This window comes from Hymenobacter wooponensis, from assembly GCF_004745865.1.
Classification (GTDB): domain Bacteria; phylum Bacteroidota; class Bacteroidia; order Cytophagales; family Hymenobacteraceae; genus Hymenobacter; species Hymenobacter wooponensis.
On the sequence record NZ_SRKZ01000002.1, the window covers coordinates 561,372 to 578,588 of the forward strand.

The window sequence follows — 17,217 nt, forward strand, 5'->3', positions numbered from 1 at the left end:
GGCGTAGGATGCGTCTAGCTGATGTCGTCAATAGAGACAATTAGACCGTCGGCGAATTGAAAAACTGACTTGCCTTGCAGCTGAAGGGTGTCGCCGGCTTTCAGGCCATTAGGAAAGTCGATGGCGGCAACGGCGGTATAGTCCAGCAGGACTTCTATTCGGTTGTAGGCTGCTTGCCAATCCGTGACGCGCTGCTCACGCTGGGAGAAATACTGCAGAGCTTGCTGAGCCTGCTGACGAAAGTTTGCCTTACCGGTCAGCGTCAGGTCGACTTCCCCGTTGGTGATGTTGCGAAACACCACTTCCTCGTGCAGATGTCGCAGCATACCGTCCACATCGAAGTGGTTGTACGCTTCGATGTAGTCCTGCACTAGTTGTTTCTGTTTCGCAATGTCCATTGGCTCTGTCTTGTCTTATCAGGCATTTTGCATGATGCCAGCCTGTACCAGATTGCTTATGAGGCGGGCCTGCACGTCGCCACCAGTAGTGGTTTCATTGGCGGTGGGCAGTGGGGCACCCGTGATACGCTCGTAGATATCGAGGTAGCGGCGCGTGGCTTCAGCGGAAACTTCGGGGGTGAGGGCGCGAGGGTACTGGCCGTCCTGCTTGTTAGCAATCAGCCACTGGCGCACGTACTCCTTATCTATCTGCTCCACGGCCTCGGGGTTTCGGGCGTAATCCTCGGCGCTCCAGAACCGCGACGAATCGGGCGTGTGAATTTCGTCAATCAAGATCAGCTCCCCATTCAGCAGGCCAAACTCATACTTGGTGTCTACCAGGATGATGCCGCGCTCGGCCATCCACTGCGAAGCGAAGTTGAACAGCTCCAGCGACTTCACCCGCATCTTCTCGTACAGCTCCGCTGACACCCAGCCTTCTGACACTAGGTTCTCGGGCGTGATTTCACGGTCTGACTCCTCCTTGGTAGTTGGCGTTACGATGGGCTCGGGGAACTGTTGGTGCTTGGTTAGGCCGTCCGGCACCGTCACGCCAGAGAAGGTACGTTGGCCACTCTGGTAGCCGCGCAGCATAGAACCCGTAAGGTAATTCCGCACCACCATTTCCACCCGAATCGGCTCGGCTTCCTTCGCCAGCGTCACGTTCGGGTCGAGCAGGGAAATCACGTGGTTCGGGATGATGTGCTGGGTTTTTTCGAACCAGAAAGCAGCCAGCCCGTTCAGCACCGCCCCTTTGTGAGCCACCGGCGTTTCCAGCACCGAGTCGAAGGCTGACAGGCGGTCGGTTACCACGATGAGACGCTCGCCGGAAGGCGCACGGTACGAATCACGGACTTTGCCGCGGTGCAGGAGTTCGAGCTGGGGGGTATCGAAGTGGTTGAGGGTGTTCATACGACGAGTTAGCAGCCGGCACTAAGTCGGCGGCATGCGGAGGTGTCTAGGATGAAAACTGGCTGGCTTCCTGGGGCACGGCGGCGGCTTGGCTCTGCACATGCTCCACAATGTTGCGGAACAGGCGTAGGCCATCCCCTTCCTCACTCAGGCTGGGGTTCTGGCGCTTGCGCCGGGCCCAGTCGGGGTGGTTATAGAGGGACAGGAAAGCCTCAGGGTGCGGCATCAGCCCAAATACCTGGCCGGTGGTGTCGGTCAGGCCGGCGCAGTTCAGGTCAGCGCCGTTGGGGTTATGCGGGTACACGTCCGTCGGCGAGCCGTCGAAATCCGTGTAGGCCAGGCAGTTCAGGGCGCGTGCTTCGATTTCAGCCAGGGTTTCTTCGCCCTTGATGATCAAGCGGCCTTCGCCGTGGCGCACGGGCACTTCCATGCTGTCGATGCCCTTCAGGAAGGGGGAGTTCGACTTAGGATTGACTTTCAGGCGCACCCACCGGTCTTCGTAGCGGCCCGAGGCGTTGTGCGTCAGGGTTACTTCCGGCGTTACGTTCCCGCTCAGGTTGGGGAGCAGGCCTAGCTTTACCAGCACCTGGAAGCCGTTGCAGATGCCCATCACGAACTTACCGTTGGCAATGAACTGCTTGATGTCGTCGAGCAGGGTGCGGCCCTCAGCATTCTTGCGGTAGCGCAGCTTGTTGGCCAACACCACGCCCGAGCCTAGGTCGTCGCCGAAGCTGAAGCCACCGGGGAAGTTCAGGATGTCGTAGTCGTGGATGCTGACGTGGCCGTGCAGCACTTGGTTCAGGTGCACGATGGTCGGCTCGGCACCGGCCAGCTTATAGGCGGCGGCAAACTCCTCTTCGCAGTTGATACCGAAGCCCGTCAGGATGAGGGCGCGCACTGTTTGCTTGGCGGCAGTTCCCTCGGCTGAGTGGCCTAGGGGCTCAGTAGATTCATGACCAGCGTCCACGCTCTTGAAGCCGAGCACGTGCAGGCTGCCGTCCGCATCGGTGATGGGGGCGGTATGGTCGTGCTGCGGGCGCGGAGGCGTGTTCAGGTCCGGCAGTTTGGGTTGTTCTTCCATTAGGATTGCGCCGCTTCGTGCTGGCCGAAGCCGATAAGTCGATTAACTGGGCCATTCGTCCACTCGTGGCGTAGAGCCGCAGTGCTGGCCGAAATGACCGTCTGGCCGCCGTGGCGCACCGTGAGCTGGCCGTCCTGCGTTACCACGCCGAGGCGGGTAGCACGGGTGCCAAAGCGCTGCTCAAACGCCACCACATCCTCCGGAGCCACCGTGGCCACAAAGCGGGAGTGCGACTCTGAAAACAGCTGCGCCGACAAGCCTAGGCCAGTAGCAGGCAGCTCTACGTCAGCACCAAAGCCATGGCCAAACGTGGCTTCGGCCAGGCCAACCGCTAGGCCACCATCCGACAGGTCGTGGCAGGATTGGATGAGGCCTTTCTCGTTGGCCTCACCCATCAGGGTATAGAGGGCTTTGGCTTCTTCGAACCGAACCTTCGGCACGTTGGCGCCTAGCTCACCGAAGAGCTGGTAGAACTCCGAGCCGCCTAGTTCGTCGTAGGTTTCGCCCAGCAGGTACACCACGTCGTCGGCTTGCTTGAAGTCGGAGGTGATGGTGCGGCGGACGTCCTCGATTTTAGCGGTCATGGAGTACAGGACCGTCGGCGGAACGGAAATCTTCACGCCATCGGCCTTGAAGTCGTTCTTCATCGAGTCTTTGCCCGAGGTGAGCGGGATGCAGTAGGCCGCCGTAGCATCGCGCAGGGCCTGGCACATGCGCACCAGCTTAGCCAGCTTAAGCTTGCCGTCGGGGTTGGTGGCGGGGTCGTACACCGAGTCAGGTACGCAGAAGTTGTCGTTTACGGACCAGAAGTTGCCGTCGCCATAGCTCAGGTTGGGCAGCTTCCCTCCAACCGCTACAATCTGGCGCACCGCCTCGTCAAACGCCCCAGCCGACATATGGTAGGCGTCCAGGTCGCCGAAGCGGGGCAGGATACCGTTGCTTACGGCCACGCCTTCCCAGCTCTCAAAGTTGAAGCGCACCACGGCGGCATCCTGCGGAGCCTGGCCGGTAGCGCCCATCAGCGGCTTGATAATGGTACGACCTTTCACCTCGTGGTCGTACTGACGAATCACCGACTCGCGGGAGCAGATGTTGAGCGAGCCCAGCAGGCGGCTCAGCACGTCGGTGTAATCGAGGTCGGCGAGTAAGGCGGGTTCCTGAGCCGTAGGCTGGCTCCACTCGGCTTCCAGCACTTTGCGTGGTACGCCGTTGTGTAGGAATTCCATGTCGATGCGTGCCACTGACTCACCGTCGAAGCGCACGTCGAGGCTGCCATCCGAGGTGAAGTAACCAATGTCGGTCAGCTCCACTTCCATCTCCTGGCCTAGGGCCATCAGCTCAGCCATCTTGCTTGGCTCCACCGCCAGCGAGAAACGCTCCTGCGACTCCGACACGAAGATTTCCCAAGGGCGTAAGCCAGGGTACTTCAGCGGTACTTTCTCCAGCTCCACCACGGCACCGCCGCTGATAGTAGCCAGCTCACCAATGCTCGAAGACAAGCCCCCCGCGCCGTTGTCGGTGCTACACTTGATGAGGCCGCGGCGGGTAGCCAGGATCAGGAAGTCCATGGCCAGCTTCTGCGTGATAGGCGAGCCAATCTGCACGGCCGTGGCGGGCGAGGTTTCGTCCAGCTCAATGCTGGAGAAGGTAGCACCGTGGATACCGTCTTTACCCACCCGGCCACCGGCCATGATGATGCGGTCCTGGGCGTCAATGTTCTTCTCCCACGAGTCGAGGCCAGCTAGCTGCATGGGCATTACGGCGCCGGTGCCGCAGTACACCAGCGGCTTGCCAGCGTATCGGTCATCGAACACAATGGCCCCGTTCACCGTCGGAACCCCCGACTTGTTACCGCCATCCTCAATACCCTTGCGCACACCTTCGAAAATGCGGCGCGGGTGTAGCTGGTTGCTCAGCAGGGTACCGTTGAACTCGGGGTTACCAAAGCAGAGCACGTTGGTATTGAACAGCAGCCGCGCGCCCCCAATGCCGGTAGCCAGCGGGTCGCGGTTGTTGCCCAGGATGCCGGTAATAGCTCCGCCGTAGGGGTCAATGGCCGAAGGCGAGTTGTGGGTTTCCACCTTCCACACGAACAACGACTCAGGGTTGATGCGCACAGCACCAGCGTTGTCGCTGAACACCTTAATCAGCCAGTCGTTGCCGTTGGCGCGGAGTTGGCGGTCTACCTCGGAGGTAGCGTTTTTGATGTAGGTCTTAAACAAGGAGTCAACCTCAAACTCCTCGCCCGTGTCCGCATCCTTGTACTTGATAACGGCGCTGAACTCCTTGTGCTTGCAGTGCTCCGACCAAGTCTGCGCCACAATTTCAAGCTCGCAGTCGGTAGGGTCCTGGGGCAGGCCAGCGGCTTGGCGCTCTTCGGCAATGCTGGTGTAATGGTCGCGCACGGCGCGCATTTCCTCCAGGTTCAGGGCGTAGAGGTTGTCTTTCGACAGCTTGACCAGCTCCTCATCCGACAGGCCTACGAGGCGCACGGTGTTCGTAATAGACTCGGCCCCACCGCCCGGCCGCGGCGTGTAGTCGCGAATCTGGGCTATGGGGCCGACCTCGAAGCGGTTGATCATTTTGTTGCCGAGCAGGTCTTCCGCCAAGCGGCGCAGACTACTCTCCGGCAGTTCGTGCTCCAGGAAGTAGAGCCGTTTGCTGAAGATATGCTGGGTATGGATGTCCAGCGGCTGGTTCAGGAAGTCGCCGAGGGCGTTCTGCGCCGATATGCCTTCATCGTCGGTTACGCCGGGCAGCTTAGCCACCAGGATGTAGCTTTTGTATTCGGAGCCGTGGCGGAACTCGTCAAGGGCCACATCGTTCAGCACCGGATCCTGCAGGCAGTGGGTGGCGAAGTCGCGCAGTTGCTCGTCGCTCACGGGGTAGCGCACCGTGTAGAGGGCGGTGCTTTGCACCCGGCCGGTAGAGAGGCCTAGGTGACGTTGGGCAGCTTCGGCTACACGTTGGCCCTCGCCATCATGTTGGCCGGGCTTGAGCAGAAGCTGTATGGTTCTTTGGGTAGAGTCCAAAAGGAGAATGGTTATCTATTTTTCGGGTTTCCCACGCTTAGGCGAAGGTGCCCGCGTGAGGAAGCATACCCGCGCAGGGTACGCCGAAAATGCCTTGCTTCGCTACCGGTTGCAGCGAAGTAGGTTTAAGAAAACGCTTTTTCCGGCCGACTGCCGGGTTTCACCACCGGAATACCTGCCCGGCAAAGCGGGCAATCATCGGGTGCGTAGGTGGCCGCCGTTACCGGCAGCAGGGCAAAGTTCGGAAAAGTTAGCTCAGCTTTCCCACCCGTGCGGTCAATTAAACTTGCTACGGCCAAAACTTTTGCGCCCAGCCCCTCCAGCACCTTGGCTACTTCGTTGGTGCTCTTGCCGGTAGTCACTACGTCTTCGGCAATAACAATTTTTTGACCGGGCTCGATGGTAAAGCCCCGCCGCAGGGTCATTTGCCCGGTATCGTCGCGCTCGGTGAAGATGCCCGGCACCCCTAGTTGGCGAGCCAGCTCATACCCAATTACCACACCGCCCATAGCCGGACCAACCACCAAATCAGGCTGCAAACCTGCCTCCTGAATCTGCCGGGCCAGCTCCGCCGCAGCTGGTGCTGCTAAGTCAGGCCGGCGCAGAAACCGGGCGCACTGCACGTAGGTATCCGAGTGCAGCCCAGAGGAAAGGCGGAAGTGCCCGCGCAACAGCGCGTCTTCCTGCAGCAGTTGCTGCTCTAAGTTTTCGGAGGTGAAGGTGGTTGAGGAAGAAGTCAAGGGTAGTACTCTTTTATAGGGTGTAGCGCGAACGTTGTAGTTCGCGTTAGCGTGAACAAGACGGGAGGCGCGAACTACAACGTTCGCGCTACACCGCCACCGGTCGGAACTGATTGATTTGTTTTACCAGTTCCCGGGCGGCTTGGCCAGCATCAGCTGCTTGCCATAGAGCGCGCGACGTATTAATAAGGAGGCCAGAGCCATCTGGGCGGAGGCCGGCTTTCAATGTGGCTTGCAGGTCGCCGCCCTGGGCGCCCACGCCGGGCACCAGGAACCACTGCTCAGGTGTGAGGCTGCGCATGCGCGCTACAGCTGCCGCATTGGTAGCGCCTACTACTAGGCCTATGCCACCGTGCTGCTCATCCAGCTTGCGGGCCACGCTGGCAGCGCAATCAGAAAGCGTACCACCGCGGGTGAGGGCTACATCTTGCAGGGAGTGAGTAGGCTTATTGCTGGTTTTAGCTAGCACGAACACCAGCTTGCCGGGACGGGCGAAGGGTACAATGGCATCGTCGCCCATGTAAGGGTTTACCGTTACCCCATCAGCACCGATAACATCGTAGGAGAAGCGGGCGTAGTGGTCAGCGGTGTTAGCAATATCACCGAACTTGCCATCCAAGATTACCGGAATGCTTTCGGGGATACGGTGCACCATTTCGCGCAGCAGCTTTACCCCATCCTCCCGGCTCAGGAAAAAGGCCAGGTTGGGCTTGAAGGCAGCAGCGTACTCGCTGGTTTGGTCAATTACTTCAGCCAGGCGGCGCGCAACCTGGGCATCATCGCCCACAGGGTCGAGACCTACGCAGAGCAGAGTGTTGGCGTACTGTACGCGGTGAAGTAGCTTTTCCATGGGTGGGAAGTAGCGCAAACCTTGCGGCCTGCGGTTTGAGAAACATGATTCTTGCAGAGTGTTATTTCTAAGCTCAGGGCCGGGCTTGTAACGGTTCTGGCATTAAGTGGCCGCACTCAGCAGACAACCGGGCGGCTAGGCCAGGTTCCAGCCACTCGCCGCTGGCCACCTGCACGGCGCTGGCACCGCACCGCAGATAGTCCGTAACGTGACTGGCGGTAAACACCCCGCCCGTACCGAAGATAGGCAGTGTAATGTTTTCGTCGTGGGCTAGTTCCCATACACAGCGTAGGGCCACTGGCCGCAACGCCTCCCCCGATAGGCCACCGGCCACGGGCGCAGCAGTAGCGTCGTCGGGTAAATGCAGTCCTTTGAGCAAGTTAGTAGCAGCCAGCGCATCGGCCCCGCCCGCCTGCGCCCCGAGGGCTAGGCCACGAATGTGCTCCGGCCACGGCGGCAGCTTCACGATTACGGCGGCTTCAGGGCCTAGCTCATTGCGTACTGCTTGCGTGGCTTCGCGCACAAACTTAGCGTTGAGCTCCTCGCCCTTTCCCGTATCAGGTTGGGCAATGTACACTTCTACGCCCGCAATCAGGTCGCCGGCTTCGCGAGCCAGGAAGCGCGCAATCTTGCGGAAACCAGGGATGCCGGGAGCCGTGATGCTCACGAAAACCGGCACGCCGTAGCGCCGCAAATTGGGTAGGTGTTCCTGCACCAGAATTTCTGCGCTTTCGGTGCGCATGTTGGTGGCGTTGAGCAGAGTCTGGTCTGCCACCTGCCAAATTCCTTCTTCGTAGAGCCCAGGCTTAGGCTCCATCGTTACGGTGCGGGTGAAAATTCCCCCCAGCCGCTCGTAGCCTATTCCATCCAACTGCCAGGGCGCGGCCGCGAGGCACACAGGGTTCTGGAGCGTGAGTTTACCGAGTTGCATAGGTTTTAAAAAGCTATGATTTCGCTGGCGGCCCTGCAGTAGCGGCGCACACCAGGAAATCAGATGACGCTACTTCCGGCCGGAGCCCAAGCAGCTAAATATACTTCTTGCAGCCCCGAAAAACGAGGTGGCCAATTCGCGGACCGACTTACGTCAGAATCCCCCCTGATATCTATCACCCCGCATCTTGCGCCACCTCGCCCCGTTGCCGCCGTTGGGCAGGCTTCGGGAAGTTCGGTTACTGCTATTAGGTTCGTGTTTGGAGCTGCCTGCTGTCAGTAGTGAGATCTGACAACTTACAGCTGCTAAAAGCAACGCACCCAGCAGAACCGTGCGCTTGCCAAGAAATCAAACTAGATAATGGTGTCGCGGTTGATTAGGACCGATACGCAGTGCGTTTCATACTGCGCGATTACGGCCATGTCATTAGGGTCCGTGCCTAGGCTCACGTTGCGGGTGGCAGCAAGAGCGGCGGCTACCATCTGTTGGCCGAGGGGGGTGTCGTTCATGGTGGTTACCAGTAGGGGCTGATGAGTTAGAAACTGCCTGGGGGTGCGCTTATTTTGCCTAGGCCTGTCGAACTGATAGGGCACAAAAAAACCGCTTCGGAAACCGGAGCGGTGAACGGGGCAAAACCAATAAAAGCAACGAAACCAACGGGGGCACCAACCTTCCGGTAATCTCGCAGGACATTCTCATGGAAAGCCCCGCGCTCCATCAAATGTTGGTAGTTGAGGTGAAGCACGACGCAAAAGTACTACTCACCCCATGTATAGCACCCTAAGCCGTGTTAAGTTTATGTTACCTTAATGTTACTTGCCTCAGTATGTCCGTTGATTTACACTAGCCAAAATTTTGTATGCTATGTAGCTGTATTTCAGCAAATTTATTTTCACTAATCCTTAATTATAGTAACTGAGTGTCTCCGTAACTTTGCTTTTTAACGCTCATAAAAGCGCCCATTATTATCTCTTATATGGCCTACCTCTACTTGCAATAATACAATTTAAGATCAGCCAGCCCTTATTATATAAAGAGAGGAGCTTACGTAAGGGCTTGAAAAGGCAACAGTTTTCAAAATTTCACGGTTGGCCCTTCAATTGCTGATTTGGATAACCTGCATTTGTTACTTATCTTAACATATTCATAATTATTTAGGTTTTGTACAATTCGACAGATGTCGGCTACCTTTGTGCAACGACTCACTTGGCACTTCATTCTTTTGCGCTTCTATGAAAAACTTGCTACTCGGTTTTCTTTTGTGCGGGCTTATGCTCTTCTCGCTTTCCACGAGAGCTCAATCGGATGCTCCGGCTCCTGTAGAGTACAGCGAGCGGGTACCCGCTGACGGGGCTGGCCGCAGCGCCTTATACCGCCGGGCGCTCGACTGGACGGAAAACCACTTTGCTTACGGCCCCAAGAGCGGCCAGAAGGCTGATGCCGCTGCCGGCACTGTACGCCTTACGGGTACTGGCAAAGTAAAGCCCGTGGACAACAAAGGCCGCGAGCAGGTACTTACCGTTCTGTTCGACTTCACCTTCCGCGCCAACGACAATGGCTATGAGTACAGCGTAGGTTCTTTCCAAATTATACCCGATCCGGGCCAGCCGAGCCAGACGAAGCCTATAGATGTTTACCTAACTGAGCTACGGGCTGATAAGAATAATGAGCGCACGCATAATGAGCGCCGCGTAACTGCCCAGGCCAACTCTCTGGCTAGCGAAGCCGCCATGGCCTTCCGGTCTTACATGAACAGCCTGCCTACTGATGCTAACGTAGGACTAGCCGGCGAAAACTAGGTTCACTTCTTTACTTAAACAAAACGGCCCGCCCGCAGCAATGCAGGCGGGCCGTTTTGTTGTTGCCTTTTCCTTTAGGCAGCTGAATTAGTAGCGTAGCGCTCTAACAGGCGGTGTGTACGAGCGGGCAACTCACGGGCATCTAACACCATAAAGCCATCGAGAGCATTACTGAATCGAGGATCCAGATTGAAGCTAATAATGCGGGCGTTCTGCTTCAAGTACTGCCGTAGCAAGACGGGCACACCACTACCGCCAGGCTCTAGGCCACTGATAAACTGTTGCAGATCCTGTAAGCTTTCCAAGCCAGCCTGGAGTACGTCGCTGGAAGCAGAGGCATCTAGGGGGCGATACCGGAACTGCTTGCGCGGCTTTACTAGGCCAGTCCAGTTTGGCTCGGTGCAATGGCGCTGCAGATAGTCGACCATCACGGCTTTTGAAACGGCCGCGAAACGGTTGCTAATGCTTACCGGGCCAATCAGGTAACGATATTCGGGATGCCGGGCAATGTATTCGGCAATACCCTTCCACAGCAGTGCCAAGGGCAGCGGCTGCTTCTGGTATTCTTCGCGCACAAACGACCGGCCCAGCTCTAGCGACTCGCGCAGTAACGGCCGCAACTCTTTCTTCATCCGAAACAAGGAATGCAGATAAAAGCCGCGCTTGCCATACTGCTGCATAATGCTGCGGCCCCGGCCCACGCGGTAGGCTCCTACCAAGCGCCGGGCAGTGCGGTCGTACAGAAACAGGTGCCGGTAATATTCGTCGTATCGGTCGAGGTCGATGGCCTGCTGGGTGCCCTCCCCTTCCCGGCGGAACGTGAGCTCTCGAAGCCGCCCTATCTCACGTAGTACGTTGGGAATTTCTGCCTTCTTAGCCACGTACACTTCCCACTGTTGATGGCGCAGCAGGCATCGGCTGGAGCGTAACCGGGCAATATCCGCTTCAAGTAGCGCAGACTCCGTTTCCGCTACCACCTCCGTGGCAGACACTGTGGGAAACAGCCCCTGAGCTGCCTTTTCAAGACCAGGCTTCAAAGCATACACTCGGGCCCTGAGGTAAGCTAAGCGGTCTGGCGCAGGCACATTGGTGAGCGTAGCCGCGGCAATGGGCTGGCCAATGCGGACTTGAATAGTCTGCCCACGCTTATTGAGCAGCTCAGCCGGCAGGCGCGCAGTACGCAGCATTGGGTGCAAGAGGCCTAGCAGACTGAACGCCGCGCTGTTTTGCCCACTCAGCCAAATGGGAACCACAGGCACGCGTGCGGCCTCAATAAGCCGGCCGGCCGTTGGGTTCCAAGTGGGGTCGAGAGCGGGACCAATGAGGCCAGATCGGTAGGCCACTTCACCGGCCGGGAACAGGCCTAGCGGAACGTCATTCTGCAGGTAACGCAGTAAACGGCGTACACTGGGCACATTGCTGCTCGCAGCATTCGGCTCAGGGTTTACCAAAGTGAGCTGATCGGCCAGGTTGGGCAGTAAGGGTGCCAAAATATCGTTAGCCACCGCCCGAAACTCTGGGCGCACTCCACTCAACAGGTAGAGCAGCACTAGCCCATCGAGCATGCCGCTGGGGTGATTGGCAATAGCCACAAACGCCCCACGTACCGGAACCCGACGTAGCTCGGCGGGGTCGTAGGCCAGGGTGATATCCAAGTCGCGCAAGAGTTGCCCAATAAACTCGCGGCCGTTCAGATGCTGATGTCGGTGGTATAACTGCTGCAGGTTGCGCAACTGCGCCCACCGGTACCACAGGGGCCGCAAGAACTCGCCGGAGCGGCGGCCAAACGAATCGGGGAAAGACAGCTGGGAGTCAGAGGAGAAGCTCATGCGCAACAAAACCGGAGAATGACCACCGCACTAACCGGCTAGGCCTATTCCTCAAAAATCCGAAAGACATGTTAGTCAGTCGTTATCACGGAATTATCAAACTATTAAGGATGCGCATATCTGGCCCTAAAAAGCAGAAAGCCGCGTTGCAGCGCGGCTTTCTAATTTTTAAGTAGCTCTTGGCCACCTCACTCATTCACTCGATGCAAAAGTACTAGATGTACTCAGCCTAACGAGAGTATTTAGACTAATAACAATTATTTAAAGATGAATGTCGGCTGTTCTCCGACCAACTGAGCCTTATGGTTCTAGGTTTACTTTCCTGAGTATCAACAGCCATCATAAAAAACCCCGGCCACTGCTCTGCGGTAGCCGGGGTTTTTGTAGGGGGGTCTAGCAATATCAGCTGGTTGGGCCGTTGTCTACGCGGGCTTCGACCACGCTTTGTACGGAAGCTGATACCGCCGATAGTAGGTCGTAGCCGGTAGCCTGCTCAATGGCATCCACTGTGGTGCGGTACACGCCCCAATTGGTATCCAATGAGTTGTCATTAGGGGTATTGATGGCAATAACGCGGGTACCGGTGGTTACGCGCGTGGCATCACCAGTTCCATTGGGCATTACTACTACCACCTTCCACACTCGGGTGGGCACCGTTACTCGGCCAGCATCCAGCGTGGTTGCGTAGCCATTAGATCCCGTGCCGCCTTTGCCGTAGCTACCACAGATGATGTAAAGCTCATTGCCAGCATTTACGAGGGTACGGCAGTAGTTTTCTAGCCCAGCCCACGTGCGCTGATTGTTCTGCGGAGCCTGCGGAATCATGTTGCTCATCAGAAAGGTAGCCGAGTTATCAGCCACCGAGCCGGTACGATCGGCAGAAGGGCAATTGTGGCCGCGGTCGAAGCCGGAGCCCGTGTAGCTAGTGCTAGTAACGCGATACCAGCCCGCTGGCAGGCTATTATCAGGCGCAAAATTATCTTGGCGAGGAGTACTGCCCAACCAGGCACTGCTTAGGTGCCAGCTCACCCAGTTTGGGGTACCCCGGTCGCGGTGGTACGACATGGTGTACTGGGACTTTGTGACCAGGTAATTCCAGTAGTAAGAAGGGTCGGCTACGGCGCCGCTAGGGTTGCCAAGCGCCAGGTTATTGTCGCGGGTAGCGGTAGCATCAGCAGTTTGGACCGCGGCACTAGGGCCGGCGGCTGGCGCTACACTATCCTTGGAACACGATACTGCTAGGCTGCCCAGTAGGAGCAAGCCCGCTAAGCGGGAGAAGGTACGCTTCATGTAAACACGGGTTGGTTGGAAGGAAAAAAGAACAGAGCAGGGCGTAAGGGCAGCAAAGTTGGTGGCTGACCCTGAGTTATATATTACCGCATGTTTATCATTCTGCTTAGAGCAAAATTCTATTCATGCCACTACTTGAAATAGGATTAACGCTCACTCAACAAGTAGCGTGTATGGTTTTATGGCATTGTATTTTACTGGTACAGAGGTTTAGCTGGGACTGCGGCTAGACTCCTGAAAATCTGTCCCATTGTCTTGCTCGCAAGGCTCAACCGTATGGTTCAAAATGAGAAAAGCCCCGTCGACCTGCAACGACGGGGCTTTTTTTATAAAATAAAGGATGGTGAAATAGTAGCGAATAGGGTTAAATAGTAAATAGAAAAGGCCTTGTGCCTAGTGGCCTAGCGGGCGCTGATAACCAACGACTGCGCTGATAGCCGCCGGCTGGTAGCGTCCGTCACCACCACCTGATAGATTCCTGAGCCTAGGCCAGTAGTTGGCAACAGTACCTCGCGGCTTGCTACAGCTTGCTGAATAACCAACTGCCCTTGGCCATTATACAGCATTACCTTACCTCCTTCGGCACTGGCTTCGGGTAGTGATACCCGCACTTGATCTGCCCCAGAAGCGGGGTTAGGATACAATGTCACTTGTTGCGCCAACGCTTTCCAGTTGACGGCTACCACTTGGGAGTAGCTCTCTGTACCATCGGCATCAACCTGCCGCAGACGGTAGTATAGCACGGTAGTACCTTGTTTACCGGCCTCTTCATCGCGCAGATTGTACTGGCGCCGAGAGGTGCTGCTACCAGCAGCGGCCAGGCGCCCGATAGCTGTAAACTCCTTGCTAGTTGCCCCGGCCGCACGCTCTACAACAAAGTGGCTGCTGTTGCGCTCAGAAGCGGTTTGCCATGCCAGATCTACCCCCGTACCGGCAGCCTTGGCGCCAAACTGCACCAACTCTACGGGCAGCGGTGCTGGCGCGACAATCTTGCTTGGGAAACCGGTAGGCCGGTCATCGGCGAAGGCATAATAGATTTTCATGGCATCAAGGGCCGAAACGCCACTGGCCACTTCAATCTCTACCCAATCAAAGGCTTGCGTAGTAGCAAAGGATACTTCCTGCCGCCCATCTGCCAGTAGTTCTAGGTTAAGCAGGCTCGATCCACTAGCGCTTTCTACAAACTTTTGCCCAGTGCCCCCAGAGTAGGTATTAATCCGAATTGAGGATAATAAGCTGGCATCTAGTAGGCCAGATGCACCGCCTAGAATCATGCCCGCCGTATTGCCAGCCAAGCCGGTGCCATTCAACTTCACCTTCAGGCGGGTAGTAGTACCTACTGCAACCCCGCTATTAATTTGAGCAAAGTTGTTCTTAAGGTCATTATCAGCAGCTTGGTTAGGGTTAGTGATGCCGCAATTCACACATAACAGGCTACCTGCTTTGTATTGGCTGGTCTGGTATTGATTATTAACGTTGGAGAAGTTAGACAGAACGGGCTGCTGGTCGCGAAAGGCTTGTGGTTCGATGCCAAAGCCATAGTAAATGCGCAAATCGTCTGCCAAGCCCAACAGGCTATTCTGCCGGATTTCTACCCGATCGAATGCCTTTGTAGATTCGAAGCTTACCGCATATTGGCCGCCAGACAAAGCATTTAAATCCAAGAGCTGAGCTCCATTGCCTGACTCCTGCGGCACTCCATTGAGGTAAGTAGTAACCGTAAGACCCGACAACACCTTTGCATCAAGCAAGCTTCCGCTACCGACAACAAAACCAGCCTGATAACCGGCCGGAGCTTTGCCTTCCAACTGCGTTTGCAAGGTGGTAGGGCAGTTAACGTTGAGCAGTGAACTAAAAGAAGCGTAGTTAGTGAGGTCACCATCAACAGCATTACCTGGGTTAGATACACTGCTATTAGTGCACACTGTTACGCCATTTGGCTGAATAGCCGTGTTATAGTAGTTAGACAGGTTCTGGCTGAAACGAGAAACGTAGCCAGTAGCAGTTGTAACTACATTAGCATCAATTCCATACGCGTAGTAAACGTTTATATCATAGCTTACATTAATAACAGCGCCTGCCTCAATTTCTACTTGGTTAAATGGCTTGGTAGCCACAAATTCAACTCGCCCTGGGGTAGAGGTTCCTAAAACTGCCTTGGCAGCGTCAGTCACAATACGCGCCTCCTGAAACTGTGAGGTACCACTGGCGTCTTTCAAGTAAGTACGCAGTACCACGGCTCCAACAGTTGTAATGCCCGTACTGCTACCTAGTACTACTCCGGCCCGGTAGTCTTTCGGAACAACGGCTGGCATATCCATCCGAATTGCTACGGGAAAGAGCAGCAATGGCATGTGCATAGTAGCGTAGTTCGTAAGATCTGCATCTGCTGCCCGTCCCACGTTGTCTACATCGCCGTAACAAGTAGTAACGGCCACGGGACTTACACCTACAGTAGTGCAGGTGCGGTAATCCTGCGCTTTGTTTGAGTAGAAGGGTATGCTAGCAGCTAATAGCGTGCTGCTAAAGCTTGAAAACAGCAGCAGCAAACAGCTGAGGCTAACTACACGAGTGAATAGCATTGATCTCATGAGGCAGGGGTTAAAGTAATAGGTGTAAGCAGTAGTGTTCCTGAGAGTGAGAGCTTTAGTCTCCTTCACAGTCAATTCTATTACCACTATTTTCACCCCTATCCTTATTCCTGATTATCAGTAATTTACATCTATAAGCAAAACACTATGTAATCCCAGATAGAGACTCAACTTCTTATATCGGGAAATTTTGGTAAGCCCATATTTCCCGCTTATACTCGCAACCCTACGCACTGTTTACTCCACCTGAGCTACCGAAAACTCTTAAGCCGAATTAGTACTTTACTTAGTTGCCCTCTTCGAGCGAAGAAACAGCGCTACGGCTACTTCGACTCATGCATCCCTTTAATCCAATGAGCTCCTCACAATCTGTCTCCATTTTCATTGTTGAAGACAACGCCTGGTATGGCGAGCTACTCGAATACAAGCTCGCGCAAAATCCAGATTACAGCATCCGGCGGTTTACAACTGCCCAGGCTTGCCTAGATCACCTGGTTGATAACCCAGACATCATCACGCTTGACTACTCCTTACCCGACGGGCAGGGCGACCAAGTACTGCGCCAGATTCGGGAGCGGTTACCGGAGGTAGCTGTTATTGTTATCTCAGGTCAGGAAGATGTGCGCACCGCCATTGGGCTACTTCGCCAAGGGGCATACGATTACTTGGTAAAGGACGAGGAAACCGTTGACCGCTTATGGAACACCGTAAGCAACATTCGTAAGCAGTTGGCCTTGACCCGTGAGAACAATCGTCTTCGGGAACAGATTGGCCAGAAGTACTCACCTGAGCGAGCCATTCTGGGGGAAAGTCCGCAGATTCAGCAGCTCTATGGACTAATTGATAAAGCGGCCCGCACCAACATTACCGTTTCGTTGAGCGGCGAAACCGGTACGGGCAAAGAACTGGTGGCTAAAGCTATCCACTTCCGCTCTGAGCGCCGCGAAGGGGCCTTTGTGGCAGTTAACGTAGCCGCAATTCCGCGCGAGCTAATTGAGAGCGAGCTATTTGGTCATGAGAAAGGCGCCTTTACGGGCGCCGTAAGCCGCCGCATCGGGCGGTTTGAAGAGGCACACAAAGGCACGCTCTTCCTCGATGAAATTGCTGACCTCGAACTTAACCTACAGGCCAAGTTACTTCGGGTGCTGCAGGAGCGTGAGGTGACGCGTGTGGGAGGTAGCGCCCGGATTCCGTTTGATGCGCGCCTAATGGTAGCTACTCACCGCGACTTGGGCCTAGAAGTAAAGGAAGGGCGTTTCCGGGAAGACCTGTATTACCGCCTGCTAGGCCTGCCTATTGTGCTGCCCCCACTGCGGGAACGCGGGAACGATGTGTTGGTGTTAGCGCAGGCTTTCTTGCGTGAGTTCTGCGAGCAGAATCACATGCCGGCTTGCACCCTCTCACCAGCAGCCCAGCATAAGCTGCAGCAATACGCTTTCCCTGGCAACGTGCGTGAGCTAAAAGCGGTGGTGGAGCTAGCGGCTGTTCTGGCCGATGGTGACATCATCCAACCCCAAGATCTGTCGTTGCGCAACGGGACAACAAATGGGGCCGAAATGGGCAATGGCGTCACCAATGAATCGCTCAGGATTCAAATGGCCAACATCGTGCAGAACTACCTAGACGCCCATAATGGTAATATTTTGCAGGTAGCAGCCAAATTACAGATCGGTAAGTCTACTATTTATCGTATGGTTCAGAATAATGAGGTCCGCTTACGCTGAC

Annotated in this window: 13 protein-coding genes; 2 read left to right on the top strand and 11 right to left on the bottom strand. The window is 55.9% G+C overall.

Annotated elements, in window-relative coordinates; all coding sequences use genetic code 11:
- Positions 1-14: 14 nt before the first annotated feature.
- The 8 genes from EU557_RS08555 to EU557_RS25430 form a co-directional block, all read right to left on the bottom strand.
- Positions 15-398, bottom strand: a complete 384-nt coding sequence (locus EU557_RS08555; protein ID WP_210116013.1) for a nuclear transport factor 2 family protein — start codon at positions 396-398, stop codon at positions 15-17.
- A gap of 18 nt (positions 399-416) precedes the next feature.
- Positions 417-1,349: a phosphoribosylaminoimidazolesuccinocarboxamide synthase gene (locus tag EU557_RS08560; RefSeq protein ID WP_135529969.1), complete on the bottom strand. Its 933-nt coding sequence runs from the start codon at positions 1,347-1,349 to the stop codon at positions 417-419.
- 46 nt (positions 1,350-1,395) lie between these two features.
- On the bottom strand, positions 1,396-2,430 hold the full coding sequence (locus EU557_RS08565) for a phosphoribosylformylglycinamidine synthase subunit PurQ (protein ID WP_135529970.1): 1,035 nt from the start codon (positions 2,428-2,430) through the stop codon (positions 1,396-1,398).
- Positions 2,430-5,462 (bottom strand): phosphoribosylformylglycinamidine synthase subunit PurL, encoded by a 3,033-nt coding sequence (locus tag EU557_RS08570; RefSeq protein WP_135529971.1) that lies wholly within the window; start codon positions 5,460-5,462, stop codon positions 2,430-2,432. Before EU557_RS08570 ends, EU557_RS08565 begins: the two co-directional genes overlap by 1 nt.
- 125 nt (positions 5,463-5,587) lie before the next feature.
- Positions 5,588-6,202 (bottom strand): orotate phosphoribosyltransferase, encoded by a 615-nt coding sequence (gene pyrE / locus EU557_RS08575; protein ID WP_135529972.1) that lies wholly within the window; start codon positions 6,200-6,202, stop codon positions 5,588-5,590.
- Positions 6,203-6,290: 88 nt separating this feature from the next.
- The gene (pyrF, locus tag EU557_RS08580) at positions 6,291-7,052 is read right to left on the bottom strand and encodes an orotidine-5'-phosphate decarboxylase (RefSeq protein ID WP_135529973.1); all 762 of its coding nucleotides are present in this window, start codon (positions 7,050-7,052) and stop codon (positions 6,291-6,293) included.
- A gap of 73 nt (positions 7,053-7,125) precedes the next feature.
- The gene (locus tag EU557_RS08585; protein WP_135529974.1) at positions 7,126-7,983 is read right to left on the bottom strand and encodes a dihydroorotate dehydrogenase; all 858 of its coding nucleotides are present in this window, start codon (positions 7,981-7,983) and stop codon (positions 7,126-7,128) included.
- 353 nt (positions 7,984-8,336) lie between these two features.
- The gene (locus EU557_RS25430) at positions 8,337-8,492 is read right to left on the bottom strand and encodes a hypothetical protein (protein WP_167855134.1); all 156 of its coding nucleotides are present in this window, start codon (positions 8,490-8,492) and stop codon (positions 8,337-8,339) included.
- A 723-nt stretch (positions 8,493-9,215) separates the two neighbouring features.
- Here EU557_RS25430 and EU557_RS08590 point away from each other — a divergent pair.
- Positions 9,216-9,782, top strand: a complete 567-nt coding sequence (locus tag EU557_RS08590) for a DUF4468 domain-containing protein (RefSeq protein WP_135529975.1) — start codon at positions 9,216-9,218, stop codon at positions 9,780-9,782.
- A 74-nt stretch (positions 9,783-9,856) separates the two neighbouring features.
- On the opposite strand, the gene EU557_RS08595 is transcribed toward EU557_RS08590, so the two are convergent.
- The 3 genes from EU557_RS08595 to EU557_RS08605 form a co-directional block, all read right to left on the bottom strand.
- Entirely contained in the window at positions 9,857-11,611 is a 1,755-nt protein-coding gene (locus EU557_RS08595) for a bifunctional lysophospholipid acyltransferase family protein/GNAT family N-acetyltransferase (RefSeq protein ID WP_135529976.1), read from the bottom strand.
- A gap of 402 nt (positions 11,612-12,013) precedes the next feature.
- Positions 12,014-12,901 carry a DNA/RNA non-specific endonuclease gene (locus tag EU557_RS08600; RefSeq protein WP_135529977.1) on the bottom strand — a complete coding sequence of 296 codons (888 nt, stop codon included), beginning with the start codon at positions 12,899-12,901 and terminating at the stop codon, positions 12,014-12,016.
- Positions 12,902-13,302: 401 nt separating this feature from the next.
- The gene (locus tag EU557_RS08605; RefSeq protein ID WP_135529978.1) at positions 13,303-15,492 is read right to left on the bottom strand and encodes a T9SS type A sorting domain-containing protein; all 2,190 of its coding nucleotides are present in this window, start codon (positions 15,490-15,492) and stop codon (positions 13,303-13,305) included.
- Between the two features lie 353 nt (positions 15,493-15,845).
- On the opposite strand from EU557_RS08605, the gene EU557_RS08610 reads away from it, so the two are divergent.
- Positions 15,846-17,216: a sigma-54-dependent transcriptional regulator gene (locus EU557_RS08610; protein ID WP_135529979.1), complete on the top strand. Its 1,371-nt coding sequence runs from the start codon at positions 15,846-15,848 to the stop codon at positions 17,214-17,216.
- Position 17,217: the final 1 nt, after the last annotated feature.